This window comes from Kribbella koreensis (assembly GCF_039525325.1).
In the GTDB taxonomy this organism is placed as follows: Bacteria; Actinomycetota; Actinomycetes; order Propionibacteriales; family Kribbellaceae; genus Kribbella; species Kribbella koreensis.
In genome coordinates, this window is record NZ_BAAAHK010000019.1 from 36,900 (window position 1) to 57,760 (window position 20,861).

Genomic DNA, 20,861 nt, shown 5'->3' on the forward strand with positions numbered 1-20,861 from the left:
CCACGTGCGGGTGACTGGTTGTACTTGGTAGTGTTGGTCTTCTGCGGACAGTCAGAGCGCTATCGGTCCGCGGAGGTTTGACAACTCAACAGGGGGTGAACGGTTTCGACTTTGGACGTACGTTCCATGAGAAGCGGGCCGAGGATCCAGGGTTATCTCGTTAACGATCTCTGGAAAAAAATAACTGCCGATGCAAATCAGCAGAGCTTCGCTCTCGCCGCCTGACGGCCTGAGCTAAAAGAAGCGGTCAGCCCGGGGGTGCTTCCGACCCGGTTCCTGGCCTCAGCTAGGAAGCTTGCTTCGTCAACCCGGTCGCGGGGTTGACGCGGGACATTTACAGCGAATGAGTCTGTCAGCAACGTGTCTGCACGAGTGCTGGGGCTGAGAACAACGATTTTGCAGACTGCGCCCGGAGAAGTCTTGGAGCGACGCTGAAGGACGCGGGTTCGATTCCCGCCACCTCCACCCCTATGAGTTGAGAAGGCCGGTCCCCTCGGGGGCCGGCCTTCTCGCCTGTCCGGGCGGATTCCATCGGGATTGACGATGGATCTGTGGCGATGGAGATTCTGCGTGTGAGCACTGTTGACGAGGACGCTCAGGCGTTCGCCGATCTGTTCCGGGAGACGTATCTGCGGTTTCACCGGCGGGACGGGAAGCGGAGTGAGATGTCGGGGGCCAGCCGGGCCGTGTTGCAGCATCTTTCGCAGACCGGGCCGTTGACGGTTGGTGACATCGCGCTGCATCTGGATCGGGCGCAGTCGGTGGTCAGCGACATCGTCACTCAGCTCGAGTCCAAGGGCGTGCTGGAGCGGGAGCGCGATCCGGAGGACCGGCGCCGCACGCTGGTGTGGCTGTCGCCCGATGGCTTCGCCGTACTCCGCGCTGACCGCGACGTCCTCAGCGTCCCAGCCCTGGCCGAGGCGTTCGCCGCCCTGGCCCCCGGCGACCGGGCCGGCCTGCTCACCACCCTCTCAACCCTGGTACGAACGAACGGAGACCCGCGATGACCACGACCACCAGCTGCGAGAGCTGCAGCATGCCGATCGAGAGCGGCCGGTACTGCGAACACTGCGTAGATGCCGACGGCAACCTCCAGGACTTCGACACCCGGTTCGCCTCGATGGTCTCCTGGCAGGAACGCCGCAACCCCGGCGACCCCCGCGAGAAGATCGAAGCCGACACCCTCGCCTACATGGCCACCATGCCCGCCTGGCGCGACCACCCCCGCGTTACCGCCCACCGCTGACCCACGAGGAAAACCGCCGGAAAGTGGCGGCCGCGGGCGGACTATGTCCTGTCCAGCGGGTCAGGAAAGCGATGTCCGGACCGTGACAACGTGGTCACTTGGCGTGTTGGTGCCAGCGGCATTTCCGCGCCTTGCCGGGGAATATGCGCGGGCATAGTGTCCGTCCGCGCGCTCTACCGGACGGTAAACGAAGGTGAGGACCTGCAGCACGTCGGGTGGGGAGCCGGTGCGTTCCAGGCGGAGATTGGTGCAGCTGCCTGCCAGCCCGGCGTTGCGCGATCCGCCCAGCACCATTTTCGCGAAGGGACCACACCGATGGTCTTGTTTCAGCGTTCCCGTAAACCCGCCACCGTTCTGGCGATCCTCAGCCTCTCGGTAGCCACCGCTGCCGCGCTGGGGACCTCGGCCTCCAGCGCCGCGCCGGGCGCGGCACCGCCACCACGGCCGACACAGGCCCAGTCGAAGGCGTTCGCGGCCAAGACCGCGACGTCGCTGGTGGCGGCCCGTCCTGCCGCGTTGCATGCCGGCAAGTCGGACAGCTTCATCGCAAAGCCCGTGATCTCCGAACCGTCCGGGCTGCAGTACGTCCCGTACGAGCGGACCTTCAAGGGCCTGCCCGTCATCGGCGGTGACTTCGTCGTCGTCACCGACGGAGACGGCGCCGTCAAGGCAACCTCGGTCGCTCAGACCACCGCTATCCCCGACCTAGCGACGAAGGCCGGTATCAGCGCCGCGACCGCCAAGGCGACCGCGACCAAGCAACTCAAGGTCGTCACCTCCAGCACCACGCCGACGCTGGCCGTGTACGCCCTCAGCGGTACCCCCAAGCTGGCTTGGCAGTCCCGTGTCACCGGCAGCAACGGCCACGAGCCGTCCAGCCTGTCGGTGTACGTCGACGCGGCCTCCGGCAAGGTGCTCGGTACCAAGGAGCACGTGATGGCCGGCACCGGTACGGGCGTCTACAGCGGGCCCGCCCCGCTGACCCTGGCGACCACGCTGACCGGTAGCACGTACTCGATGAAGGACCCGGGCACGACGAACCTGTCCTGCCAGGACGCGGCGAACAACACCACGTTCAGCGGTCCGGACGACGTCTGGGGCAACGGCGTCGGTACGAACAAGGAGACGGGCTGCGTCGACGCGCTCTTCGCCGCCCAGACCGAGAAGAAGATGCTGAACGACTGGCTCGGCCGCAACGCCATGGACGGCTCGGGCGGCGCCTGGCCGATCCGCGTCGGCCTGAACGACCAGAACGCGTACTACGACGGTTCCCAGGTCCAGATCGGCAAGAACACCGCCGGCGCCTGGATCGGCTCGATCGACGTTCTGGCGCACGAGATGGGCCACGGCATCGACGACCACACCCCGGGTGGCATCTCGGGTTCGGGAACGCAGGAGTTCGTCGCCGACACGTTCGGCGCGGCCACCGAGTTCTACAGCAACCAGGGCGCCTCGTACGACCCGCCGGACTTCCTGGTCGGCGAAGAGGTCAACCTGGTCGGCAGCGGCCCGATCCGCAACATGTACGACCCGTCGGCGCTCGGCGACCCCAACTGCTACTCGAGCTCGATCCCGGGCACCGAGGTGCACGCGGCGGCCGGTCCGGGTAACCACTGGTTCGTGCTGCTGTCCCAGGGCAGCGGCGGCAGCCCGAACGTGCCGACCTGCAACAGCTCGACGGTGACCGGTCTGGGCATCCAGAAGGCCATCAAGATCATGTACAACGCGATGCTGATGAAGACGAGCAGCAGCTCGTACCTGAAGTACCGCACCTGGACGCTGACCGCTGCCAAGAACCTGTACCCGGGCAGCTGCACCGAGTTCAACACCGTCAAGGCGGCGTGGGACGCGGTGAGCGTTCCGGCGCAGGCCGCTGACCCGACCTGCAGCGTCAGCGGCGGCGTCACCGTCGGCAACCCGGGCAACAAGTCCGGCGTCGTCGGTACCGCGATCGCGTCGTTCACGCTGACGGCCACCGGCGGCACCGCGCCGTACACCTGGTCGGCCACCGGCCTGCCGGGCGGCATCACGATCGGTTCGTCGACCGGCACCATCTCCGGTACGCCGACCGCGGCCGGCACCTACAACGTCACCGCAACGGCGACCGCGAGTGCCGGTGGATCCGGTAGCACCTCGTTCACCTTCACCATCACCGGTGGCGGCGGCGGATGCTCCGGTCAGGTACTGGGCAACCCGGGCTTCGAATCCGCTACGGCGGCACCCTGGACGGCTACCGCCGGAGTGATCGACAGCTCCGCCAGTCAGCCGGCTCACGGCGGCGCCAAGAAGGCGTGGCTCGACGGCTACGGAACGACTCACACCGACACGCTGAGCCAGTCCGTCACCATCCCGGCCGGCTGCCACGGGACCCTGTCCTTCTGGCTGCACATCGACACGGCCGAGACGACCACCACGGTCCAGTACGACAAGCTGACCGTGAAGGCCGGCGCGACCACCCTGGCCACGTACTCCAACCTCAACAAGGCCGCGGGCTACACGCTCCGGTCCTTCGACGTCTCGTCCCTCGCGGGCACGACGTCCACCATCACCTTCACCGGCACCGAAGACAGCTCCCTCCAGACCTCCTTCGTCGTAGACGACACGGGCCTGAACCTGAGCTGACCTGAGTTAAGCGAGGCCCCGGCAACTCCCCAATGGGTTGCCGGGGCCTCGTCATGTCTGGCTCAGGTACTGGGTGACCAGGTGGTTGGTGTATTTGCGGGGGACTGGTTCGCCGGTGAGGAGGACTCGGTAGTAGATGGGGCTGACGAGTTGTTCTACGGCTGAGTCGACGTCTGTGGTGGCGGGGAGGTCGCCGCGGGCTATTGCGTTGAGGAGGGGCTGGCTGTCTCGGGCGCATTGGTGGGTCAGGTGGTCGGCGCGGAGGCGGTCGGCGACTGTGGGGTCATGCTGGGCCTGGCCTGCCAGGGCGCGGAAGACTGCGCCGGCGTCTGTCTTGGTGAGGAAGTCGGCGAGTCTGGCGAGGTGGCGGCGGAGGTCGGTGGCCAGGTCGCCGGTGTCGGGCGGGGTCAGGTACTGCGCCGCGTCGTCGACGAACGCCTCGATCAGGATCTCCGTCTTGGACGGCCACCAGCGGTAGATCGTCTGCTTCGCGACGCCGGCCCGGGTGGCGATCCCTTCGACCGTCAGGCCCGCGAAACCCTTCTCCACCAGCAGATCGTCGGCCGCCTCGAGGACTGCCTGCCGCGCCTCTTCGCTCCGCCCGTGCCTGTTCCCGTGGTGCACAGTCCTGCCTCCTCCATGGTCTCTTGCCTAGACCATACGTTGCGTCTAGCCTAGCGAGCATGACCAACACCCTGCAAAGTCCCGCGGTCCAGAAGGTCCTCGACCGCCTCTTCGAGGATGCCAAGCGCGATGACGACGTACGTTCGCCCGGCGGCGACGGCTTCTCCTACGAGTCGGCGACCGCGCAGGAACGCGCCGACGCCCTCGCCGGCATCTACATGCCGATCTCCGCGGCCGGAGGCGCCCTGCTCTATTCGCTGGTCCGGGCCGCCCGGCCGACGACCGTCGTCGAGTTCGGTACGTCGTACGGCATCTCCACCATCTACCTCGCAGCCGCCGTCGCCGACAACGGCATCGGCCAGGTGCTGACGACCGAACTGAGCGAGACGAAGATCGCCGCCGCCCAAGCAAACCTGACCGAAGCCGGCGTCGCGAACCAGGTGAAGATCCTCCCCGGCGACGCCCTGACCACCCTCGCCGACGTCCCAGGCCCGATCGGCCTACTCCTCCTGGACGGCTGGAAAGACCTCTGCCTCCCCGTACTCCGCCTCCTCGAAGACCGCCTCGCCCCCGGCGCCCTGGTCGTCGCCGACGACATCACCTTCACCACCATGTCCGACTACCTCACCTACGTCCGCACCCCCACCAACGGCTACGTAACCACCGAGTTCCCGGTCGAAGACGGCATGGAAATCAGCTGCCGCACCTGAATCGTCCGACCCCCATTTGAGGGGGCAACCCCTCAGTTTGTGGGTTGCCTCGCCAGTATCTGACGAGGCAACCCACCATCTGCGGGGTTATCCCCTCAAATGGCTCGCAGGTCGTCGCGTGCCGGGGGCGGTGGGGGTTAGTTCAGGGTCATGCGGGGTTCGGCGTTGAGGAGGCCTGTGCCGGCGATGGTGCAGGTGCCGCCTCGGTTTTGGGTGTAGGTCTGGCGTACGCAGGAGCGGAGGGCCAGTTGGCCCCAGTAGTTGGGGTGGATGGATTCCTGGATGAAGTAGTTGGAGCCGACCGTCGTGACCGTGCGGATCTGGTTGACCCATTCGGTGCGGTCCACAGCCGTCGGCTGGGTCCAGGAGGAGAGGCCTACCTCTTCGTACAGGCCGACTGTCTTCTCGCAGAGGCGTCGGCCGTTGAAGGTCGACTGGAGTTCGAGGAGGCGCGTGTTGGTCAGGCCGGATTGGCCGATGGCGGCGCGCACCGTGCTGTTGATCGTGGGGAGGGCGGTCGCGTTGGCCCAGTCCGCATCCGCGTTCCAGAAGCCGCAGCCGCCGACGCTCTGCCGGGTGAAGCCGGATTGGCCGTAACGGAAGCCACTAGCAGCAGGGATGGGGGACGGGTACGTCTGTACGAGCAGCGTCCACGCGGTGTCTCCATAGCCCGCGTTGCGCATCGCAGTACGGACGTTCTGGAAGGCGGTTGCGATCCGGCCGCGCACCGCGGTCACGTTGGCCGAGGTGAAGTTGGCGACGACGGATGAGTCGTCGCGGCAGTAGTCGGGGTTCCAGGACGGTGAGGTCAGGAAGTCGGTCACGCAGGACTGCACGACCGACGCGAAGTTGAAGTCGTTGCCGCCGATCGACACCACCACCTGCTTGACGTTGTGCCCGGTCGCGAACTGCTGCAGCAGCTTGGCCTGACCGAGATGACCAGCGCCGTCGTCGTAGAAGTCGAGCCCGGGTTTGAAGTTGTCCCCAGTCGTGGTGCCGGTCGTCGCGCCCGAGCAGGCGAGATTGAGTCCGCCGACCCCGCCGCCGATGTAGGCCTCCGCGGACTTGCTGCGGTGGCAGCGGGGGATCGTCTCGGCGGTACCGGCCGCGTTGTCGTGGTACGCGTGGGCACCGAGCGCGTCGGCCGGTGTCTCGGAGTCGTTGGAGCTTCCGGCCCAGCGACCCGCTTCGCCGGAGATGTACGAGTCGCCGACGGTGACGACGTACGGCGTACCGGTGCCGGGGCCGTCCGCGTGGGCTGCTGGGGTGGTGACGACCAGGCTGCCGGCCGTCAGGGTGAGTGCGGTGATGGTCAAGGAAAGTCGTCTGGGCACAAGGGCCTCCTCGCCGGGGCGGCGGCGACCATTCGGACCCCGTGATGGTCACCGTGCAGCGAGAATGTACTCCCGGGTAATCAAGGAAAACAGACCGAGCGTGCTGGCACGTTTGCGCCCTGTCACCACCGGGTCAATCATTGTCCGGTTGAGGCGGAGCTGGGTAACGCGTTGACCACCAGGCCTGCCAGCGTTCGCCGAGTTGTTCGCGCTCGTTGTCGCCGAGGTCGTACAAGGTGAGTACGGCCATCGCAGCCCCCGACGGCTTCTCCTCGCCAGGCGCGATGTAGCTGAGCACGAGCAACCCATCGCCCCACTGGTCCACAGTCAGCCCGACCTGATGCTCGGACCGGAACCACACCGACCCGCTCACAGCCTCACCGACAACGTCGGCCCTGTACTCCGAACCGACAGCGCCATCGAGCCCGAGCAACTCAGCCGGTCCCGCGCTACGAACTCCGATCCCCGAGTAGAACAAAGTTCGACGCCCCGTCCCCGGATGCCGTTCGAGCGCGAACCGCAGCTGGTGGAGGAACGTGATCCACCCCTCGGTGATGTCGTCGTAGTACGCGTCCCAGTCCGGATTCGCCCCGTACGCCGCCCGCGTCAAAGTGACCCTCGAACCACCCTCCCAAGGCTCGACCACGAACCGGTCGCCGTTCGGACTGGTCAGCGTGTGGCCGTCCTCGACAGTGCCGTCGCTGAAGTAGATCAGGTCGATCTCGGCATCCAGCTGCGGATCCTCCCACCCGTGCCAATGCCGGATCTTCTCCTTGTCCCGCAGGGCATCCCAGACCGCATCGACCGGCGCGGCCACGACCACCACGATCTCGGGCGTCTCCTTGCTCATGCCTTCTCTCCTTCTGTACTACGGGGCGCCGGGTGCCCGCCGGCGATCACGCGATAGGCCCGCCCATCAGGACTGTCGAAGGTCTCGACCACCTGCCGCACCGCCTCGGCCAGCGCGTCGGTGAAGCGATGCATATCGCCCGGCTCCGCGAACCGCACCGACGCCTCGAGCGTGAACGTCAGCAGACGCTTGCCCTCGGCATCGGCCGCGTTCTGCATCCGGGCGACGTCGCGAACGGTGCCGGCAGCCACCTCCACCAGATGCTCAGCCGCGTACTGATCACCCAGACGACTGAAGGCCCGGCCCATCACAGCCGGATCCACAACGAAGGAACCAGAGGTCGCGCGCAGGATCCGCTCGACGCACCCCCGCCGCTGACGCTCCTCGACCAGCTCCACCAGCCCGGCCTTCTCGAGCTCCCGCAAGTGGTAATTCACCCGCTGCCGGGGCAACTCCAACGCCGCCGCCAACTGGGTCCCCGACGCAGGCTCCTGCAGCAGGTCGAGCAACTGCCGCCGCAACGGCGACAACGCAGCCCGCACCTTCTCCGGCTCCTCCAGCAACCTCACCCGCCAAGCTTGTTATTGACAGTTTCATTTGTCAATAACAGATGAGAGAGCATGAGCGCATGGTGATCGAGGGGCCACAGCTGCCGGTGGGGACGCAGGTGGTGTTGCGGGTGGAGCGGCGCGACAAGGCCGGCGGTACTGCGCAACGCGGTGCGACCGGGCGGGTCACCGGGGTCACTCCCGACGGCCAGTACGTCGTCACGCTGGTCGACGGGCGGGAGGCGACGGCCAAACGCGATCAGCTCAGCCTGCGTACGGCGTACCAGAGCGAAGCCGTTGCCGTGGATCAGCCGGATGGGGATCGGCTGGTGCTGGAGCACACGATCTATGCGGCCGTCGTCGGGTCGCGGGCGTTCGGGCTGGACACGGATGCCTCGGACACCGACACCCGTGGCGTCTACGTCGCGCCGACCGAGGCGTTCTGGTCGCTCGGCAAGCCGCCGATGCATGTCGACGGGCCGGCGGAGGAGTGGTTCTCGTGGGAGGTCGAGCGCTTCTGCGAACTCGCCCTGAAGGCGAACCCGAACCTGCTCGAGGTGCTCCACTCACCGCTGGTGGTCAAGCAGACGCCACTCGGCGAGGAGTTGGTCGACCTGAGACGAGACTTCCTGTCGCAACTGGCCTACCAGACCTACTCGGGCTACGTCCTCAGCCAGTTCAAGAAGATCGAAGCGGACTGCCGACGCGACGGCGCCCCCAAGTGGAAGCACGTCATGCACCTGATCCGCTTGCTGCTAGCCGCCCGCACCCTCCTCACCGAAGGTGAACTGATCGTCGACGTCGGCCCGAACCGCGACCGCCTGCTGGCGGTCAAACGAGGTGAGCTCCCGTGGGACGAGGTGGAACGCTGGCGCCTCGACCTCCACCACGACCTCGAAAACGCCTTACAGAAAACAGTTCTCCCGGCAGTGCCGAACGTCGCCAAGGTCGACGCCTGGCTCAGGTCTGTCCGGAGAAGGAGCATCTCTGTCTGAGAGCGCTCGGGCGGGGTATTACTTAACTCTGTGAATCTATTGACATCTGCTCTGCGGCGGGAAATAGTTTCGTCCTGAAAACAATCAGAAAGCAGAGTGAATCAACAGTGTCGAACGCCAAGGTGCTGCAGCTCCGCTCGGCGGGTGTCAGCTTGGTCCTGGACTGCTCCGGTCCGGCTCTTCCGTCCGTCCTGCACTGGGGTGCGGATCTCGGCCCGCTGGACGAGGCCGTGCTGGCCGATCTGAGGACAGGTGCGGGCGCGGTCCAGGCCGGTAACGGGCTCGATGACAACAAGCCGGTCGCGATCATCCCGGAGTACTCCGCGGGCTGGTTCGGACTGCCGGGACTCAACGGTCACCGGGACGGGCAGGACTTCTCCGCGTCGTTCCAGCTCACCGAGGTCTCGCAGTCCGGCAACGCGGTCCAGGTCACCGCGACCGATCCGCAGGCCGGGCTGAGCCTGGCCCTGGTGATCGAGCTGACCGACTCTGGCCTGGTCCGGGCCAAGGCCGAGCTGACCAACACCGGTACGTCCGTCTACACGGTCGACCAGTTGCTGCTCGCTCTGCCGGTACCGACCGAGGCGACCGAGCTGTTCGACATGACCGGCCGGCACATCGGTGAGCGGCACCCGCAGCGGCACGCGTTCACCCAGGGCGCGCACATCCGCGACAACCGCCGCGGCCGCACCGGCGCCGACGCAACTCTGCTGCTGATCGCCGGCACCCCCGGCTTCGACTTCAGCACCGGCGAGCTCTGGGCCGTCCACACCGCCTGGAGTGGCAACCACCGCTCGTACGCCGAACGCGGCATGAGCGGGTACGCCGTGATCGGCGGCGGCGAACTGCTCCTCCCCGGCGAAGGCCGCCTCCAGCCGCAAGGCTCGTACGGCACTCCATGGATCTACGGCTCGTACGGCATCGGCCTCGACCAGATGTCGACCCGCTTCCACGAGTACCTCCGGGCGCGCGACACCCACCCGAAGACCGATCGCCCGGTGGTGCTGAACACCTGGGAGGCCGTGTACTTCGACCTGGACCTCGACAAGCTCAAGGCGCTCGCCGATGCGGCCGCCCAGGTCGGCGCCGAGCGGTTCGTGCTCGACGACGGCTGGTTCCGCGGCCGTCGCGACGACCACGCGGGCCTCGGTGACTGGTACGTCGACGAAGGCATCTGGCCCAAGGGGCTGCACCCGCTCGTCGACCACGTCACCGGCCTCGGGCTGCAGTTCGGGCTGTGGTTCGAGCCGGAGATGGTCAACCCCGACTCCGACCTGGCCCGCGAGCACCCCGACTGGATCCTTGCCACCGGCAACCGGATGCCGCCGACCGCCCGGCACCAGCAGGGCCTGAACCTCGGCATCCCGGAGGCCTGGAACTACCTGCTCGAGCGGATCGACAGCATCCTGACCGAGTACGACATCAGCTACATCAAGTGGGACCACAACCGCGACTTCGTTGACGGCGGCAACCAGCTGACCGGTACGGCGGGCATCCACGAGCAGACGCTCGGCGTGTACCGGCTGCTGGACGAGCTCAAGCGCCGCCACCCCAAGGTCGAGATCGAGTCCTGCTCGTCCGGTGGCGCCCGGGTCGACCTCGCCATCCTCGAGCGGACCGACCGCGTCTGGGGCAGCGACAGCAACGACGCGCTGGAGCGTCAGAAGATCCAGCGCTACACCCAACTGCTGCTGCCGCCGGAGCTGATCGGCTGCCACGTCGGCCCGCCGAAGGCCCACACCACCGGCCGCACCCAGAGCCTGGCTTTCCGTGCGTCGACGGCCCTCTTCGGCCACTTCGGCATCGAGTGGGACATCAGCCTGGCGTCCCCCGAGGAGCGCGAAGAGCTGGCCGGCTGGGTCGCCCTGCACAAGGCCCTCCGCCCGCTGCTCCACACCGGCCGGGTAGTCCGCGCCGACCGCGGCTCGGACGACTTCCTGCTCCACGGAGTAGTCGCTCAGGACGGCTCGCGTGGGGTCTTCTCCGCAGTACAGGTCGCCCAGTCGATCACCTCCGACCTCGGCCGCGTCCGCCTGCCAGGGCTCGACAAGGACCGCACCTACCGAGTCAGCAAACTAGCCACGCCTGGCCCGCAACCCCGCCACTCGGCCCCCTGGTGGCAAGACGGCGGCACGGTCCAACTCAACGGCGCGGCCCTGGCCGCAGTCGGCGTACAGGTACCAGCCCAGTGGCCCGAAACCGCAGTACTGCTGGAGGTCCAGGCGATCGACTAGCTCGCACTGCTGTAGCGACGGCTGGCGACCTGCCAATGCAACACGGTGAGCAGGGCGCCGGCCGTCAGCACTAGCGCCGCTGTTGAAAGCGCCGCGGTGGTACCGGTCAGAACGCCAACTGGTACCGCAGCGATCAGCCCGGCCGGCACGATCGTCGCCAAGACGAGCTGGACGGACTTCGGGAAGTACGTCTGCGGGTACTTCCCGGCTTCGCGGGCCTGTTGCGCGACATCGTTGATGGGCGCCGCGCTCTCGGTCCAGAACGCGAGGTACGCGAGGTTGGCCCAGAGCAGGCTGTAGCCGATGAAACCGGTCACGAGCCAGATCGCGGCCTTGGCCAGCAGCGCCGGGTCGATCGACAGCTGCGCCGCCTGCGCGCCGGCCGCCGCCAGAGCGAGGCCGGTGACGACGCGCCCGAACTCGGCCGGCTCCATCCACCGCAACAGGGCGAAGAGCTGGGCGTTCACCGGGCGGATCAGGATCAGGTCGAGCTCACCCTGCCGGACGTAGGTGTCGATCCGCCGCAGGTTCGGTGTCACGAAGCAGTCCATCAGGCCGGTACAGGCGCCGTACAGGCCGACGACGACGAGCGTCAGCGGGCCGTTCCAGCCGGTGGCCGTGGTCGACAGGTCGGTGAGGACGAGGACCGGGATCAGGCCGAGCGCCAGCTCGGCGGCCGAGGCGATCGCGTTGATGAGCGTCTGGCTGCGGAACTGCAGGTCGCGCCGGATCGCTTGCCTCAGGCAACTTGTCCACAGCCGTCCGTAGCGCCTCATGCGCCGGCTCCCTGATAGCTGCGCAATCCTAGCCGCCAGGTGAGGATCGCGGCCCCGAGGAAGGTGGCGGACCAGCCTGCCTGCCAGGCGAAGCTGCCGGCCGTCGGGTGGCCCAGCAGTACCTCGAGCGGGAACGACACCATGAAGCGGAACGGCTGGATCGCGAGGAAACCGGCGAAGGCGGACGGGAAGAGGGCGAGCGGGATGATCGCGCCCGACAGCAGGCCGGAGACCAGGAAACGCAGCCGGTTCACGGCCGTGACGTCCTCGAACCAGAACGCCAGCGAGCCGATCACGACGTCCAGGGTGTAGGCCATGCCACCGGCCAGTGTCAGCGCGACGGCGAAGGCGAGCCATCGGCGCGGCGACGACGGGAGCTTGACCTGGTCGCGGAAGATGATGCCGAGCCCGACGGCCAGCGGGACGGCGAGCAGCAGTTTGATCAGCTTCTCGCCGAGGTTGTTGGCGATGTTCGCCAGATGGGTGGAGCATGGCCGGACCAGCCAGCTGCTCAGCTTGCCCAGCCGGATGCTCTCGGCCATGAAGCCCGAGGTCCAGCTGGCGGTCAGCATCACCACCAGGCCGACCATGACCAGGTACGTCGTGAGGAACGACTCGGTGACCGGCGGGGTCGCTCCCTGGGCGATGGCGCCGCGCAAGACGAGCAGCGAGATCGCCGGCGAGATGACGGTGGCGAGTTGGAGGAAGAGCAGCCACCAGCGGTAGGTCAGCGTCGTCGTGAGCTCGCGGGCGATCAGTACCCGGAGGATCCGTACGGTCCTCATGCTTGCGCCGTGAAGAGCTTCGACATCACCTGGTCGAGGTCGTCGCCGTCGTGGGACCGGGCACGCAACGCCGGCAGGTCGCCGTCGAAGACGGGGCGGCCGTGGTTGATCACGACGATCCGCTCGCACAGCGCGGCGACGTCGTTCATGTCGTGGCTGGTGAGCACGATGGTGGTGCCGAGGTCGCGGTTGAGCTCGGCCAGGAAGGTACGGACGGTGAGCTTGGCGACGACGTCGAGGCCGACGGTCGGTTCGTCGGCGAAGAGCAGTTCCGGGCCGTGCAGGAGGGCCAGCATCAGCTCGCAGCGCATCCGCTGGCCGAGGGAGAGCTTGCGGACCGCGATGTTCAGGATGTCCTGGATCTGCAGCCGGTTCGACAGGTCCTCGACGGTCTGGTCGAAGCGTGGCTTGGCCAGGGCGTACATCTCCTTGTGGATCAGCAGGGAGTCGTACGTCGAGACGTCCCACCACAGCATCGACTTCTGGCCGAAGACGACGGAGATCCGCGACAAGAAGTCGTAGCCGCGCTTCGACGGGCGATGGCCGAGCACCTCGAGCTCGCCGGCGGTCGGTCGCAGCAGGCCGCAGAGCATCTTGATCGTGGTCGTCTTGCCGGCGCCGTTCGGGCCGAGCAGGCCGATCACCTGACCGCGAGGCACAGTGAGGTCGAGCGCGTCGACCGCCAGCCGCTCACGACGGTCGGGACGGAACAAGCCTCGTACGGCCGCGCTGAGTCCTGGGCGTTGCTCGGTGTAGCGGTAGCTCTTCGTCAGGGCTTCGGTCTGGATCGCGGGCATAGGTCATCCAATCTGCGACCCCGGCGCAGACTGGGGAGGTCGCCACACTGGAGAGCCGGAACGGCCTGCCGGCGGGTGCACCTGGCATCGGTGCGACCTGGTTCGACCCTAACCCGAGATGCACCCCTGGTTCAGCTTGTTTTCCCGGCAAGGGTTGTCCCTGGGGTGACGTACTCCAGAGGGAGTACGTCCTGCTGCGGCTGGTGGGGGAGGTGCCTCCTGGGGAGTAGATGAGGTGTAGCCGCGGAGGCGACGCGCTGGGTAGGGGGTGGGCGACACGATCGATGTGGTCGGAAAACTGCGATTACAGCGAGGAGTGTCATGAACGAGGAGAAGCCGGTTCGGATCGGCGATCAGGAGCGGGAGGAGGCTGTCTCGCGGCTGGGTGCGCATTACGAGGCCGGGCGGCTGACTGCTGAGGAGCACCAGGAGCGGGTCGGGGAGGCGCTGCAGGCGAAGACGCAGGTGGAGCTGGCGGCGCTGTTCGCGGATCTGCCGGGGGAGCCGACCGCTGGAGCGCAGGAGGCGGGCGACGGCGAGCAGTGGGCTGGGCCGTGGGGATGGTCGCGGCCGCCGTGGACGACGCCGCAGGACCAGGGCGCGGCGCACGCAGCAGGGCAGGGCGCTGGGCCGGGTGGCAGGCCAGGTGCTGGACAGGATCCGCGGAGGCAGGGGGCCTGGAGTGGGCGCGACGGAGCGCAGTACGGGCCGCCGTGGGGTGGGCGGGGGCCGCTGGGGCGGGTTCCGTTGCCGTTGTTGGTGGTGCTGGCGGTGGCTGGGGTGCTGGCGTCCATCGGGTGTGTGGTGTTCGGTGGGCATCCGCCCGTACTGCCGCTGGTGTTGCTGGTGGCTGGCGTGGTGATCGCTAAGCGGCGTCGGCAGGAGCGACGGGCATGAGAGCGGCGTACCGGGTGCTGGCGTCGTCGATCGCGGTGGCGGTGGTACTGCAGATCGCGTCGATCGCGCTGGCCGGGTTCACCGTCGCGAGTGATGCCGAGGACGGGAAGACGATCGGGGCCGACTACAGCAACTTCGGGCAGAGCTATCACAGCATCGCCGGTACTGCGATCGCCGTGCTCGCGCTCGTCTTCCTGATCGTGTCCTTCCTGACCGACGTACCGCGCGGCCGTGCCCTGGCCGGGATCGTGCTCGGGTTGGTGGTGCTGCAGTTCGTGCTCGCGGTCGTGTCCTTCGGGTTGCCGGCGCTGGGAATCCTGCACGGCATCAACGGGCTCGCCGTCGCGGCAGTCGCTGGGATGGCGTCACGTCGGGCAGCGACACCAGCCCAGCCGGTCAGTGCGTAGGTGGAGGGGACGGCTGATCGCTCTGGGGGTGACGCTGGCGGTACTCGTACCGCTGGCGTACCTCTGGGCGACCAGCCTCGTCCCTGACAACTACTCGGCCATGGACATGGGGTACGCCGACTACGGCGGCGGCCCGTCGATGTCCGGCCACATGCACCACGGTGGGACCAGCCTCACCGACCTGACCGGACCGCGCCGAGGCAAGCCGGACGTCGCCGTCACCCTGACCGCCCGGAAGCAGAAGTTCACCCTCGCGAGTGGTGAACAGATCGACGGCTTCACCCTCAACGGCTCGTCGCCCGGCCCGCTGATCCGAGCCGGGCAAGGCGATCTCGTCGAGGTCACCCTCGTCAACGAGTCGGTCCCGGACGGTGCCACCCTGCACTGGCACGGCATCGACGTACCGAACGCGGAGGACGGCGTCGCCGGCGTCACCCAGGACGCGGTACCGGTCGGTGGCAAACACGTCTACCGCTTCAAGGCCGACCAGCAAGGCACGTACTGGTACCACTCACACCAGGTGTCGAGCGAGGAGGTCCGCGACGGCCTGTTCGGCACGATCGTCATCGGCGGCGCGCACGACGACGTGATCGCGGCCATCCACACCTATGACGGCAAACGCACGATCAACGGCCGGACCGGCCACCAGCGACTATCCGTCGCCCCAGGCAAGAAGCTCAGAGTCCGGGTGATCAACACCGACAACACGCTGGTACGGACCGGGCTCACCGGCGCGGAGTACAAGGTGGTCGCCGTCGACGGCCGAGACGTGCATGGTCCGACGCCGACAACGGCGGCGTTTCCGCTCGCTGCAGGCGCAAGAGTCGACCTTGAAGCCGTAATGCCCGCGACCGGAGCCTTGAAGCTCGAGGCTGGGACGGTGTCGTTGGTGCTGGGAGAGGGCGAGGCGGCGGGATCGTTGCCAAGTGCAAGCGTCGATCTGCTGACCTACGGTACGCCGGCGCCGCTCGGCCTCGATCCGTCGAAGGCCGACCGCCGCTTCGAGTACAAGATCGGGCGCAGCGCAGGCTTTCTCGACGGGGTGCCCGGCCTGTGGTGGACGATCAACGGGCACAAGTTCCCCGACGTACCGATGTTCATGGTCACCGAGGGGGACGTCGTGGTGATGACGATCGGCAACTCCAGCGGCCAGGCGCATCCGATGCACCTGCACGGCCACCATGCGGTCGTGCTGTCCAGGAACGGCGTCGCGGCGACCGGGTCGCCGTGGTGGATCGACACCCTCGAGGTGGGCGACAAGGAGACGTACGAGATCGCCTTCGTCGCGGACAATCCGGGCGTCTGGATGGATCACTGCCACAACCTGCCGCACGCGTCGGAGGGGTTGATGACGCATCTGGCGTACGAGGGCGTCAGTACGCCGTACCGGATCGGCGGCAGCACCCACAACAAGCCCGAGTGACCGACTGAGGAACCCAAGACCGGTTCGTGTCGTCTACTGGACGAGATGAGCGATGACGACGACGGTACCGACGACCTGTACGGCAGGCAGCTCGTCCTGCTCCTGCTGTTCTTCGGAGGTACCGCCGGACTGCTGTTGCTGATCGCGTGGCTGGCGCGACCGAACTGGATGTGGGACGGCCCACTGGTCGCCTTCGCCATCGCCGGCGGCGCCTGCTACCCGGCACGGCTCCTGGTCGAGCGGTTCGCGTGGTGGAAGCGGCTCGAGCAGCCGACCCAGTGGACGGTCGCGCGGCGGGAGCGGGCCGCGGAGCGTGAGCGGAAGCTGCAGCGCGAGTACCGGCGGCAGGAGCGCGATGGGAAAGCGCGCGAGGGCCAGGGCCGGCATGCCGGGCGGCGGCGGTTCCGGATCGAGGATCTCCTGGTGAGACTTCTCGGCCTGGTGCTGGTGCTCGGGTCGCTGGCGATCATCCCGTTCGGGCTGGGGGCGGGGCGCTCCGACGAGCGCCTCGCCCGGACCGCGCCGGTGCAGCAGGCTGTCGTGGTCTCGGTGGACGAGGACAAGTGGTCGAAGAACCACGACCTCACCATCAAGGTCGCCCGCCCCGGCGACGGCGGGACCGTCGAGATCTACGGCGCCGACGAAATCGACCCGCGGCCGGCGGTCGGCGACAAGATCGGCGTGTACGTCGATCCGCACGATCCCGGCAACGTCCTCGCCGCCGACGCCGACTGGACCATGCATTGGTACTGGTACGTGCTGTGCATCGCCGTCAGCCTGGTCCTGGCCGGCTTCAGCAGCATGCTGCTGTGGTGATCACCTCATGCGGAACTAGTTGCTCTCAACAACAATTGCTGGCTGAGCCGGCGGCAGCGGTCGCGGTTGAGGGCGGCGATCCGCTCGCAGGCCGCGTCGATGGCGGCCCGCTGGGAGGAGTAGTAGCCGTACCAGTAGGGATCGTCGGGTTGTGGATCCGTGTGGTCGTCGATATCGGCGTACCAGTCACAGCCGGTGCGGAAGACGCGCGCGTGCAGGTGGATCTGGGTGTCAAGGTCGCTCATCGCTCGCATCCCCGTGAAGTCGAGAAACAGCTGACGAAAACCTGTCTCCATCATGAGACGGGCAGCCGCCGAACCCCGGCTCGACACGCGGACTAGGCAGAAGGTTGGGACAGCACCAGGACGGTGATCCGCTGGGCGGAGTTGTTGGCGAAGCCGCCGCGGTTCCAGGGGGCCTCGATCGGCTGGACCCGGCCGCTGGCGTCGTGGGCCCGGACGGTGAGGACGTGCTCGCCGGGGACGGCGTCCCAGTCGAAGGAGAAGCCGCGCCAGGACAGGTCGTTGCTGTCGGCATCGAGCTTCGCGTCCTGCCAGCTGACGCCGGCGTCGACGCTGACCTCGACCCGCTCGATCGGCGCCCAGCCGGACCAGGCGCGGCCCTGCAGGACGATCGGTCCGGCGGGGACGAAGCGGTGCCGGCTCATGAAGTCCGGATGCCCCGGCGGGATCAGCAGAGCGCGCGGCTCGATCCGGGTGATCCCGACGCCGACCTCGTTCGGCTCCTGCCGGATCCGGTAGGCGACCGCGTTCTGGTACCCGGTGAACTCGTGGTCGATCAGCTCGATCGAGCGCAACCACTTCACGCTCGCCATCCCGTACCAGCCGGGCATGATCAGTCGCAGCGGATACCCGTGCTGCGGCGGCAGCGGCGCGCCGTTCATCTCCCAGGCGACGATCGCGCCGGAGTCGAGTGCCTCGGTGACGGTCAGCCCGCGCTGGTAGTCCTGCTCGATACCGCGCTCGAACCCGTGATCCGCGCCGGTGAACACCACGTCGATCGCGTCCTTGCGGATCCCGGCCGCCCGGATCAACGCGGCCAGCGGTACGCCGGTCCACTCCGCCGTGCCGACGGCTTCCATCAACCAGGGCTGGCTGATCGGCCGCGGCTGCAACCCGGCCCGGCCGTTGCCCGCGCACTCCAGTGTCACCCGGACGGTCTGCCGCCCCATCGCCCGCAACTCGGTCATCCCGAACGACAGTGGTTGCTCGACGCAACCATCAACGGTCAGCCGCCAGTTCGTCGCGCTGGCCGCCGGAATGTCGTAGTGCACCAGCACGTAGTGCAGCCCGGCCGGCGTCAGGTCGTACCGCAACGCCTCCAGCGGCATCCCGTGGTTACGCGCCGCCAACTGCAGCTCGTCCCCGGTGATGCCCTCCCCGGTGTCCGCCAACCGCCCTTTGCCACTGAACTGCTCGATCGACATGTCAGCCCCCTGATGACACACCTTAATTCACTGGCGTTGGCCAGTCACCAGCTTCGACCAGCTGAAGCACCACAGCCGCGATGTTCCAGGCGTCGTCGGCCCCGCTGTGATGCCGCCCTTCCAACGGCAGCCCGGCCAGCTCCAGTGCCTTCGCCATCCCCGGTCGCCGCCGCAGCCCACGCGCCTCGGTGAACACCAGCTTCGCGTTCACGTGCACCTGGTTGAACGGGTACCGCACCCCGGTCCTGTCGCACTGCGTGATGAACTGCTTGCGGTCGTAATCGCCCCAACTCGCCCAGGGGAACTGTCCGGAGCCGTAGGTCTTGGCAAGCTCCTTGCACGCCTCCGCGAAGCTGATCCCACCGTCGACCTCGTCCTGGGTCAGCCCGGTGAGTTCGGTACAGAACGCACTCACCCGCGAGGTGGCCGGCCGGACCAGGATCCGATGCTTGGCGACCCGTTCCCGCGCGACCAGGTCGACCACGGTCAGCCCGATCTCGATGATCTCCTGCCGCTCGCCCGGCGGCGGCTCGCCATCCCAGCAGGTCGCCTCGACGTCGACCACGTTCAGGTACATGTCACAGCCACCCGTTGTCGATGGCGATCCGGGCGGCCTCGGCGCGGGTGCGGGCGCCGGTCTTGCCGATCGCGGCGGACAGGTGGTTGCGGACGGTGCCTTCGGACAGGTGCAGGCCGCGGGCGATGTCGGCGACGGTGCCGCCTTCGCGGGCAGCCCGGAGTACGTCGGATTCGCGGGCGGTCAGTGGGCTGGTCCCGGCCACGAGAGTTTCGGCGGCCAGCGATGGGTCGACCACGCGCAGGCCTTGGTGGACCCGGCGTACGGCGTCGGCGAGCTGCGCCGCGGGCGTGTCCTTGACGACGAAACCGGCCGCCCCGGCCTCCATCGCGCGCCGTAGGTATCCCGGCCGCCCGAAGGTCGTCACCATCAGCACCCGGACCTCCGGTACTGCGCGGCGCAACGCCGCCGCGGCCTCGATCCCGTCCAGTCCTGGCATCTCGACGTCGAGCAGCGCCACGTCGGGCTTGGCCGACCGGACCGCCTCGACCACCTCGTCGCCGCGGCCGACCTCGGAGACCACCTCGAGATCGGGTTCGAGATCCAGCAGCGCGGCCAGCGCTCCCCGGACCAGCGCCTGGTCGTCAGCGATCAGCAGCCGTATCGTCACGAGCCAACTCTGACAGCCAGCCGGAAGCCGCCACCCGGCGCGGTCCCGATCTGCAGGCTCGCCCCGGCCTCGTCGGCGCGTTCACGCAACCCGACCAGCCCGTGCCCGGACACACCACCACCAGGCGCCGGCCCGCTACCGTCGTCCAGCACCTCCACCTGCTGCGCGGCCAGCTTGATCGTGCACCTCTTCGCCCCGGAGTGCCGGACCACATTCGTCACGCCCTCCCGGACCACCCACGCGAACAACTCCCGATTCGCCTCCGGCACCTCGTCCGTCACCGTCGGCAGCTCGGCCTTGATCTCGGCCGCCTGCAACGCCGACCGCGCCGACACCAGCTCCCCGGCCAGACTCAACTCCCGGTACCCGGCAACAGCAGCCCGTACGTCGGCCAGCGCCGCGCGAGCCAGCCGCTCGACGTCAGCGACCTCAGCGGCCGCGCGCTCCGGATGCCCCTCGATCAGCCGCCCGGCCAGCTCGGCCTTCACCGTGATGACCGTCAGCGAGTGCCCGAGGATGTCGTGCAGATCCCGGGCGAACCGCCCGCGCTCCTCCTGCACCGCCAGCTCTGCGAACTCCTTGCGCGCCACCGCCAACTCGACGCTGCGCAACATGGCCCGCCGCATGGCGAAAACCGCGAGCCCGCCGAGCACGATCGCCAGGCTGTAGCTGCCGTCGTCCTTCCATCCCGGAACCGTTCGCAGCACAAGCTCGGCGAGCGCCAGCAGGCCCACGCCGAGCGCGACGCCGAACCGGAGCGGCAGGATCATCATGCCCATCGCCTCGACGAACACCAGCGTGGTCAGCGCGCTCTCGCCGGCCGCGGGCAGCATCAGGGCGCCGAGCCCGAGCAGCACCACGACGAAGCCGATCTGGACCCCGAGCGGCGCCCTCACCCGAGCCATGTTCCGGGCGCGGGCGTACCAGAAGAACCCCATGTAGGCGATGACGAACAGGACCACCGCCGCCAGCCCGAGGACCCGCTCGGCCATGTTGTCGTGTTTCAGGATGTTCTCGAACGGCTTGTTCAGGAAGAACAGCCAGACGCCCGCCAGCAGCCAGCCGAAGCCGGGCCGGCGGCGGACGGTGTCGAGCCCGTCGCCGATGGCCTCGAACCGGTCCAGCGGCGACGGTGGCTGGGGAGTGCTCACGAACTCACGCTA

22 protein-coding genes and 1 other RNA gene are annotated in these 20,861 nt (G+C 67.9%); 11 read left to right on the forward strand and 12 right to left on the reverse strand.

What is annotated here, in order from left to right:
• The first annotated feature begins 91 nt into the window (after positions 1 to 91).
• The 4 genes from ssrA to ABD116_RS34260 all read left to right on the forward strand — a co-directional run bounded on the left by ssrA (position 92) and on the right by ABD116_RS34260 (position 3,868).
• Positions 92 to 468: a transfer-messenger RNA gene (gene ssrA / locus ABD116_RS34245) on the forward strand.
• A gap of 89 nt (positions 469 to 557) precedes the next feature.
• The gene (locus ABD116_RS34250) at positions 558 to 1,007 is read left to right on the forward strand and encodes a MarR family transcriptional regulator (protein ID WP_343980192.1); all 450 of its coding nucleotides are present in this window, start codon (positions 558 to 560) and stop codon (positions 1,005 to 1,007) included.
• Positions 1,004 to 1,246 (forward strand): hypothetical protein, encoded by a 243-nt coding sequence (locus ABD116_RS34255; RefSeq protein WP_343980195.1) that lies wholly within the window; start codon positions 1,004 to 1,006, stop codon positions 1,244 to 1,246. Before ABD116_RS34250 ends, ABD116_RS34255 begins: the two co-directional genes overlap by 4 nt.
• 315 nt (positions 1,247 to 1,561) lie before the next feature.
• Positions 1,562 to 3,868 (forward strand): M4 family metallopeptidase, encoded by a 2,307-nt coding sequence (locus ABD116_RS34260; protein WP_343980197.1) that lies wholly within the window; start codon positions 1,562 to 1,564, stop codon positions 3,866 to 3,868.
• Positions 3,869 to 3,919: 51 nt separating this feature from the next.
• On the opposite strand, the gene ABD116_RS34265 is transcribed toward ABD116_RS34260, so the two are convergent.
• Positions 3,920 to 4,492: a TetR/AcrR family transcriptional regulator gene (locus ABD116_RS34265; protein WP_343980199.1), complete on the reverse strand. Its 573-nt coding sequence runs from the start codon at positions 4,490 to 4,492 to the stop codon at positions 3,920 to 3,922.
• Positions 4,493 to 4,551: 59 nt separating this feature from the next.
• On the opposite strand from ABD116_RS34265, the gene ABD116_RS34270 reads away from it, so the two are divergent.
• Positions 4,552 to 5,202 carry an O-methyltransferase gene (locus ABD116_RS34270; protein ID WP_343980202.1) on the forward strand — a complete coding sequence of 217 codons (651 nt, stop codon included), beginning with the start codon at positions 4,552 to 4,554 and terminating at the stop codon, positions 5,200 to 5,202.
• A 137-nt stretch (positions 5,203 to 5,339) separates the two neighbouring features.
• Here ABD116_RS34270 and ABD116_RS34275 read toward each other — a convergent pair whose 3' ends face one another.
• The 3 genes from ABD116_RS34275 to ABD116_RS34285 form a co-directional block, all read right to left on the reverse strand.
• On the reverse strand, positions 5,340 to 6,536 hold the full coding sequence (locus ABD116_RS34275; RefSeq protein ID WP_343980205.1) for an SGNH/GDSL hydrolase family protein: 1,197 nt from the start codon (positions 6,534 to 6,536) through the stop codon (positions 5,340 to 5,342).
• Between the two features lie 133 nt (positions 6,537 to 6,669).
• On the reverse strand, positions 6,670 to 7,386 hold the full coding sequence (locus tag ABD116_RS34280) for a hypothetical protein (protein ID WP_343980208.1): 717 nt from the start codon (positions 7,384 to 7,386) through the stop codon (positions 6,670 to 6,672).
• Positions 7,383 to 7,955, reverse strand: a complete 573-nt coding sequence (locus tag ABD116_RS34285; protein WP_343980211.1) for a helix-turn-helix domain-containing protein — start codon at positions 7,953 to 7,955, stop codon at positions 7,383 to 7,385. The genes ABD116_RS34280 and ABD116_RS34285 overlap by 4 nt, the downstream gene beginning before the upstream one ends.
• A gap of 59 nt (positions 7,956 to 8,014) precedes the next feature.
• Here ABD116_RS34285 and ABD116_RS34290 point away from each other — a divergent pair, with 59 nt between their 5' ends.
• Positions 8,015 to 8,929 carry a nucleotidyltransferase domain-containing protein gene (locus ABD116_RS34290; protein ID WP_343980214.1) on the forward strand — a complete coding sequence of 305 codons (915 nt, stop codon included), beginning with the start codon at positions 8,015 to 8,017 and terminating at the stop codon, positions 8,927 to 8,929.
• A 107-nt stretch (positions 8,930 to 9,036) separates the two neighbouring features.
• Positions 9,037 to 11,163, forward strand: coding sequence for an alpha-galactosidase (locus tag ABD116_RS34295; protein WP_343980216.1), 2,127 nt, complete (start codon positions 9,037 to 9,039; stop codon positions 11,161 to 11,163).
• Here the strand turns inward: ABD116_RS34295 and ABD116_RS34300 are convergent.
• From ABD116_RS34300 to ABD116_RS34310, 3 genes are read right to left on the reverse strand one after another with little or no spacing between them, the layout of a single operon-like run.
• Positions 11,160 to 11,939, reverse strand: coding sequence for an ABC transporter permease (locus ABD116_RS34300; protein ID WP_343980218.1), 780 nt, complete (start codon positions 11,937 to 11,939; stop codon positions 11,160 to 11,162). The genes ABD116_RS34295 and ABD116_RS34300 overlap by 4 nt on opposite strands.
• Positions 11,936 to 12,724 carry an ABC transporter permease gene (locus ABD116_RS34305; RefSeq protein WP_343980221.1) on the reverse strand — a complete coding sequence of 263 codons (789 nt, stop codon included), beginning with the start codon at positions 12,722 to 12,724 and terminating at the stop codon, positions 11,936 to 11,938. The genes ABD116_RS34300 and ABD116_RS34305 overlap by 4 nt, the downstream gene beginning before the upstream one ends.
• Positions 12,721 to 13,521, reverse strand: coding sequence for an ABC transporter ATP-binding protein (locus ABD116_RS34310; protein WP_343980224.1), 801 nt, complete (start codon positions 13,519 to 13,521; stop codon positions 12,721 to 12,723). The genes ABD116_RS34305 and ABD116_RS34310 overlap by 4 nt, the downstream gene beginning before the upstream one ends.
• Before the next feature lie 321 nt (positions 13,522 to 13,842).
• Between ABD116_RS34310 and ABD116_RS34315 the strand changes: the two genes are divergently transcribed.
• The 4 genes from ABD116_RS34315 to ABD116_RS34330 are packed head-to-tail and all read left to right on the forward strand — an operon-like array spanning position 13,843 to position 17,064.
• Positions 13,843 to 14,418, forward strand: a complete 576-nt coding sequence (locus ABD116_RS34315; protein WP_343980227.1) for a DUF1707 SHOCT-like domain-containing protein — start codon at positions 13,843 to 13,845, stop codon at positions 14,416 to 14,418.
• The gene (locus tag ABD116_RS34320; RefSeq protein ID WP_343980230.1) at positions 14,415 to 14,825 is read left to right on the forward strand and encodes a hypothetical protein; all 411 of its coding nucleotides are present in this window, start codon (positions 14,415 to 14,417) and stop codon (positions 14,823 to 14,825) included. Before ABD116_RS34315 ends, ABD116_RS34320 begins: the two co-directional genes overlap by 4 nt.
• A gap of 28 nt (positions 14,826 to 14,853) precedes the next feature.
• The gene (locus ABD116_RS34325) at positions 14,854 to 16,248 is read left to right on the forward strand and encodes a multicopper oxidase family protein (protein ID WP_343980234.1); all 1,395 of its coding nucleotides are present in this window, start codon (positions 14,854 to 14,856) and stop codon (positions 16,246 to 16,248) included.
• A gap of 45 nt (positions 16,249 to 16,293) precedes the next feature.
• Positions 16,294 to 17,064 carry a DUF3592 domain-containing protein gene (locus ABD116_RS34330; protein ID WP_343980236.1) on the forward strand — a complete coding sequence of 257 codons (771 nt, stop codon included), beginning with the start codon at positions 16,294 to 16,296 and terminating at the stop codon, positions 17,062 to 17,064.
• A gap of 5 nt (positions 17,065 to 17,069) precedes the next feature.
• Here ABD116_RS34330 and ABD116_RS34335 read toward each other — a convergent pair whose 3' ends face one another.
• The 5 genes from ABD116_RS34335 to ABD116_RS34355 all read right to left on the reverse strand — a co-directional run bounded on the left by ABD116_RS34335 (position 17,070) and on the right by ABD116_RS34355 (position 20,849).
• Complete coding sequence (locus tag ABD116_RS34335; protein WP_343980238.1) at positions 17,070 to 17,309, reverse strand: hypothetical protein; 240 nt, start codon at positions 17,307 to 17,309, stop codon at positions 17,070 to 17,072.
• 92 nt (positions 17,310 to 17,401) lie between these two features.
• Positions 17,402 to 18,511, reverse strand: a complete 1,110-nt coding sequence (locus ABD116_RS34340) for a sulfite oxidase (RefSeq protein ID WP_343980240.1) — start codon at positions 18,509 to 18,511, stop codon at positions 17,402 to 17,404.
• 22 nt (positions 18,512 to 18,533) lie between these two features.
• A complete protein-coding gene (locus ABD116_RS34345; protein WP_343980242.1) occupies positions 18,534 to 19,088 on the reverse strand; it encodes a 3'-5' exonuclease in 555 nt (184 codons plus the stop codon).
• 1 nt (position 19,089) lies between these two features.
• A complete protein-coding gene (locus ABD116_RS34350) occupies positions 19,090 to 19,698 on the reverse strand; it encodes a response regulator transcription factor (protein WP_343980245.1) in 609 nt (202 codons plus the stop codon).
• Positions 19,695 to 20,849 (reverse strand): sensor histidine kinase, encoded by a 1,155-nt coding sequence (locus tag ABD116_RS34355; RefSeq protein ID WP_343980248.1) that lies wholly within the window; start codon positions 20,847 to 20,849, stop codon positions 19,695 to 19,697. Before ABD116_RS34355 ends, ABD116_RS34350 begins: the two co-directional genes overlap by 4 nt.
• Positions 20,850 to 20,861: the final 12 nt, after the last annotated feature.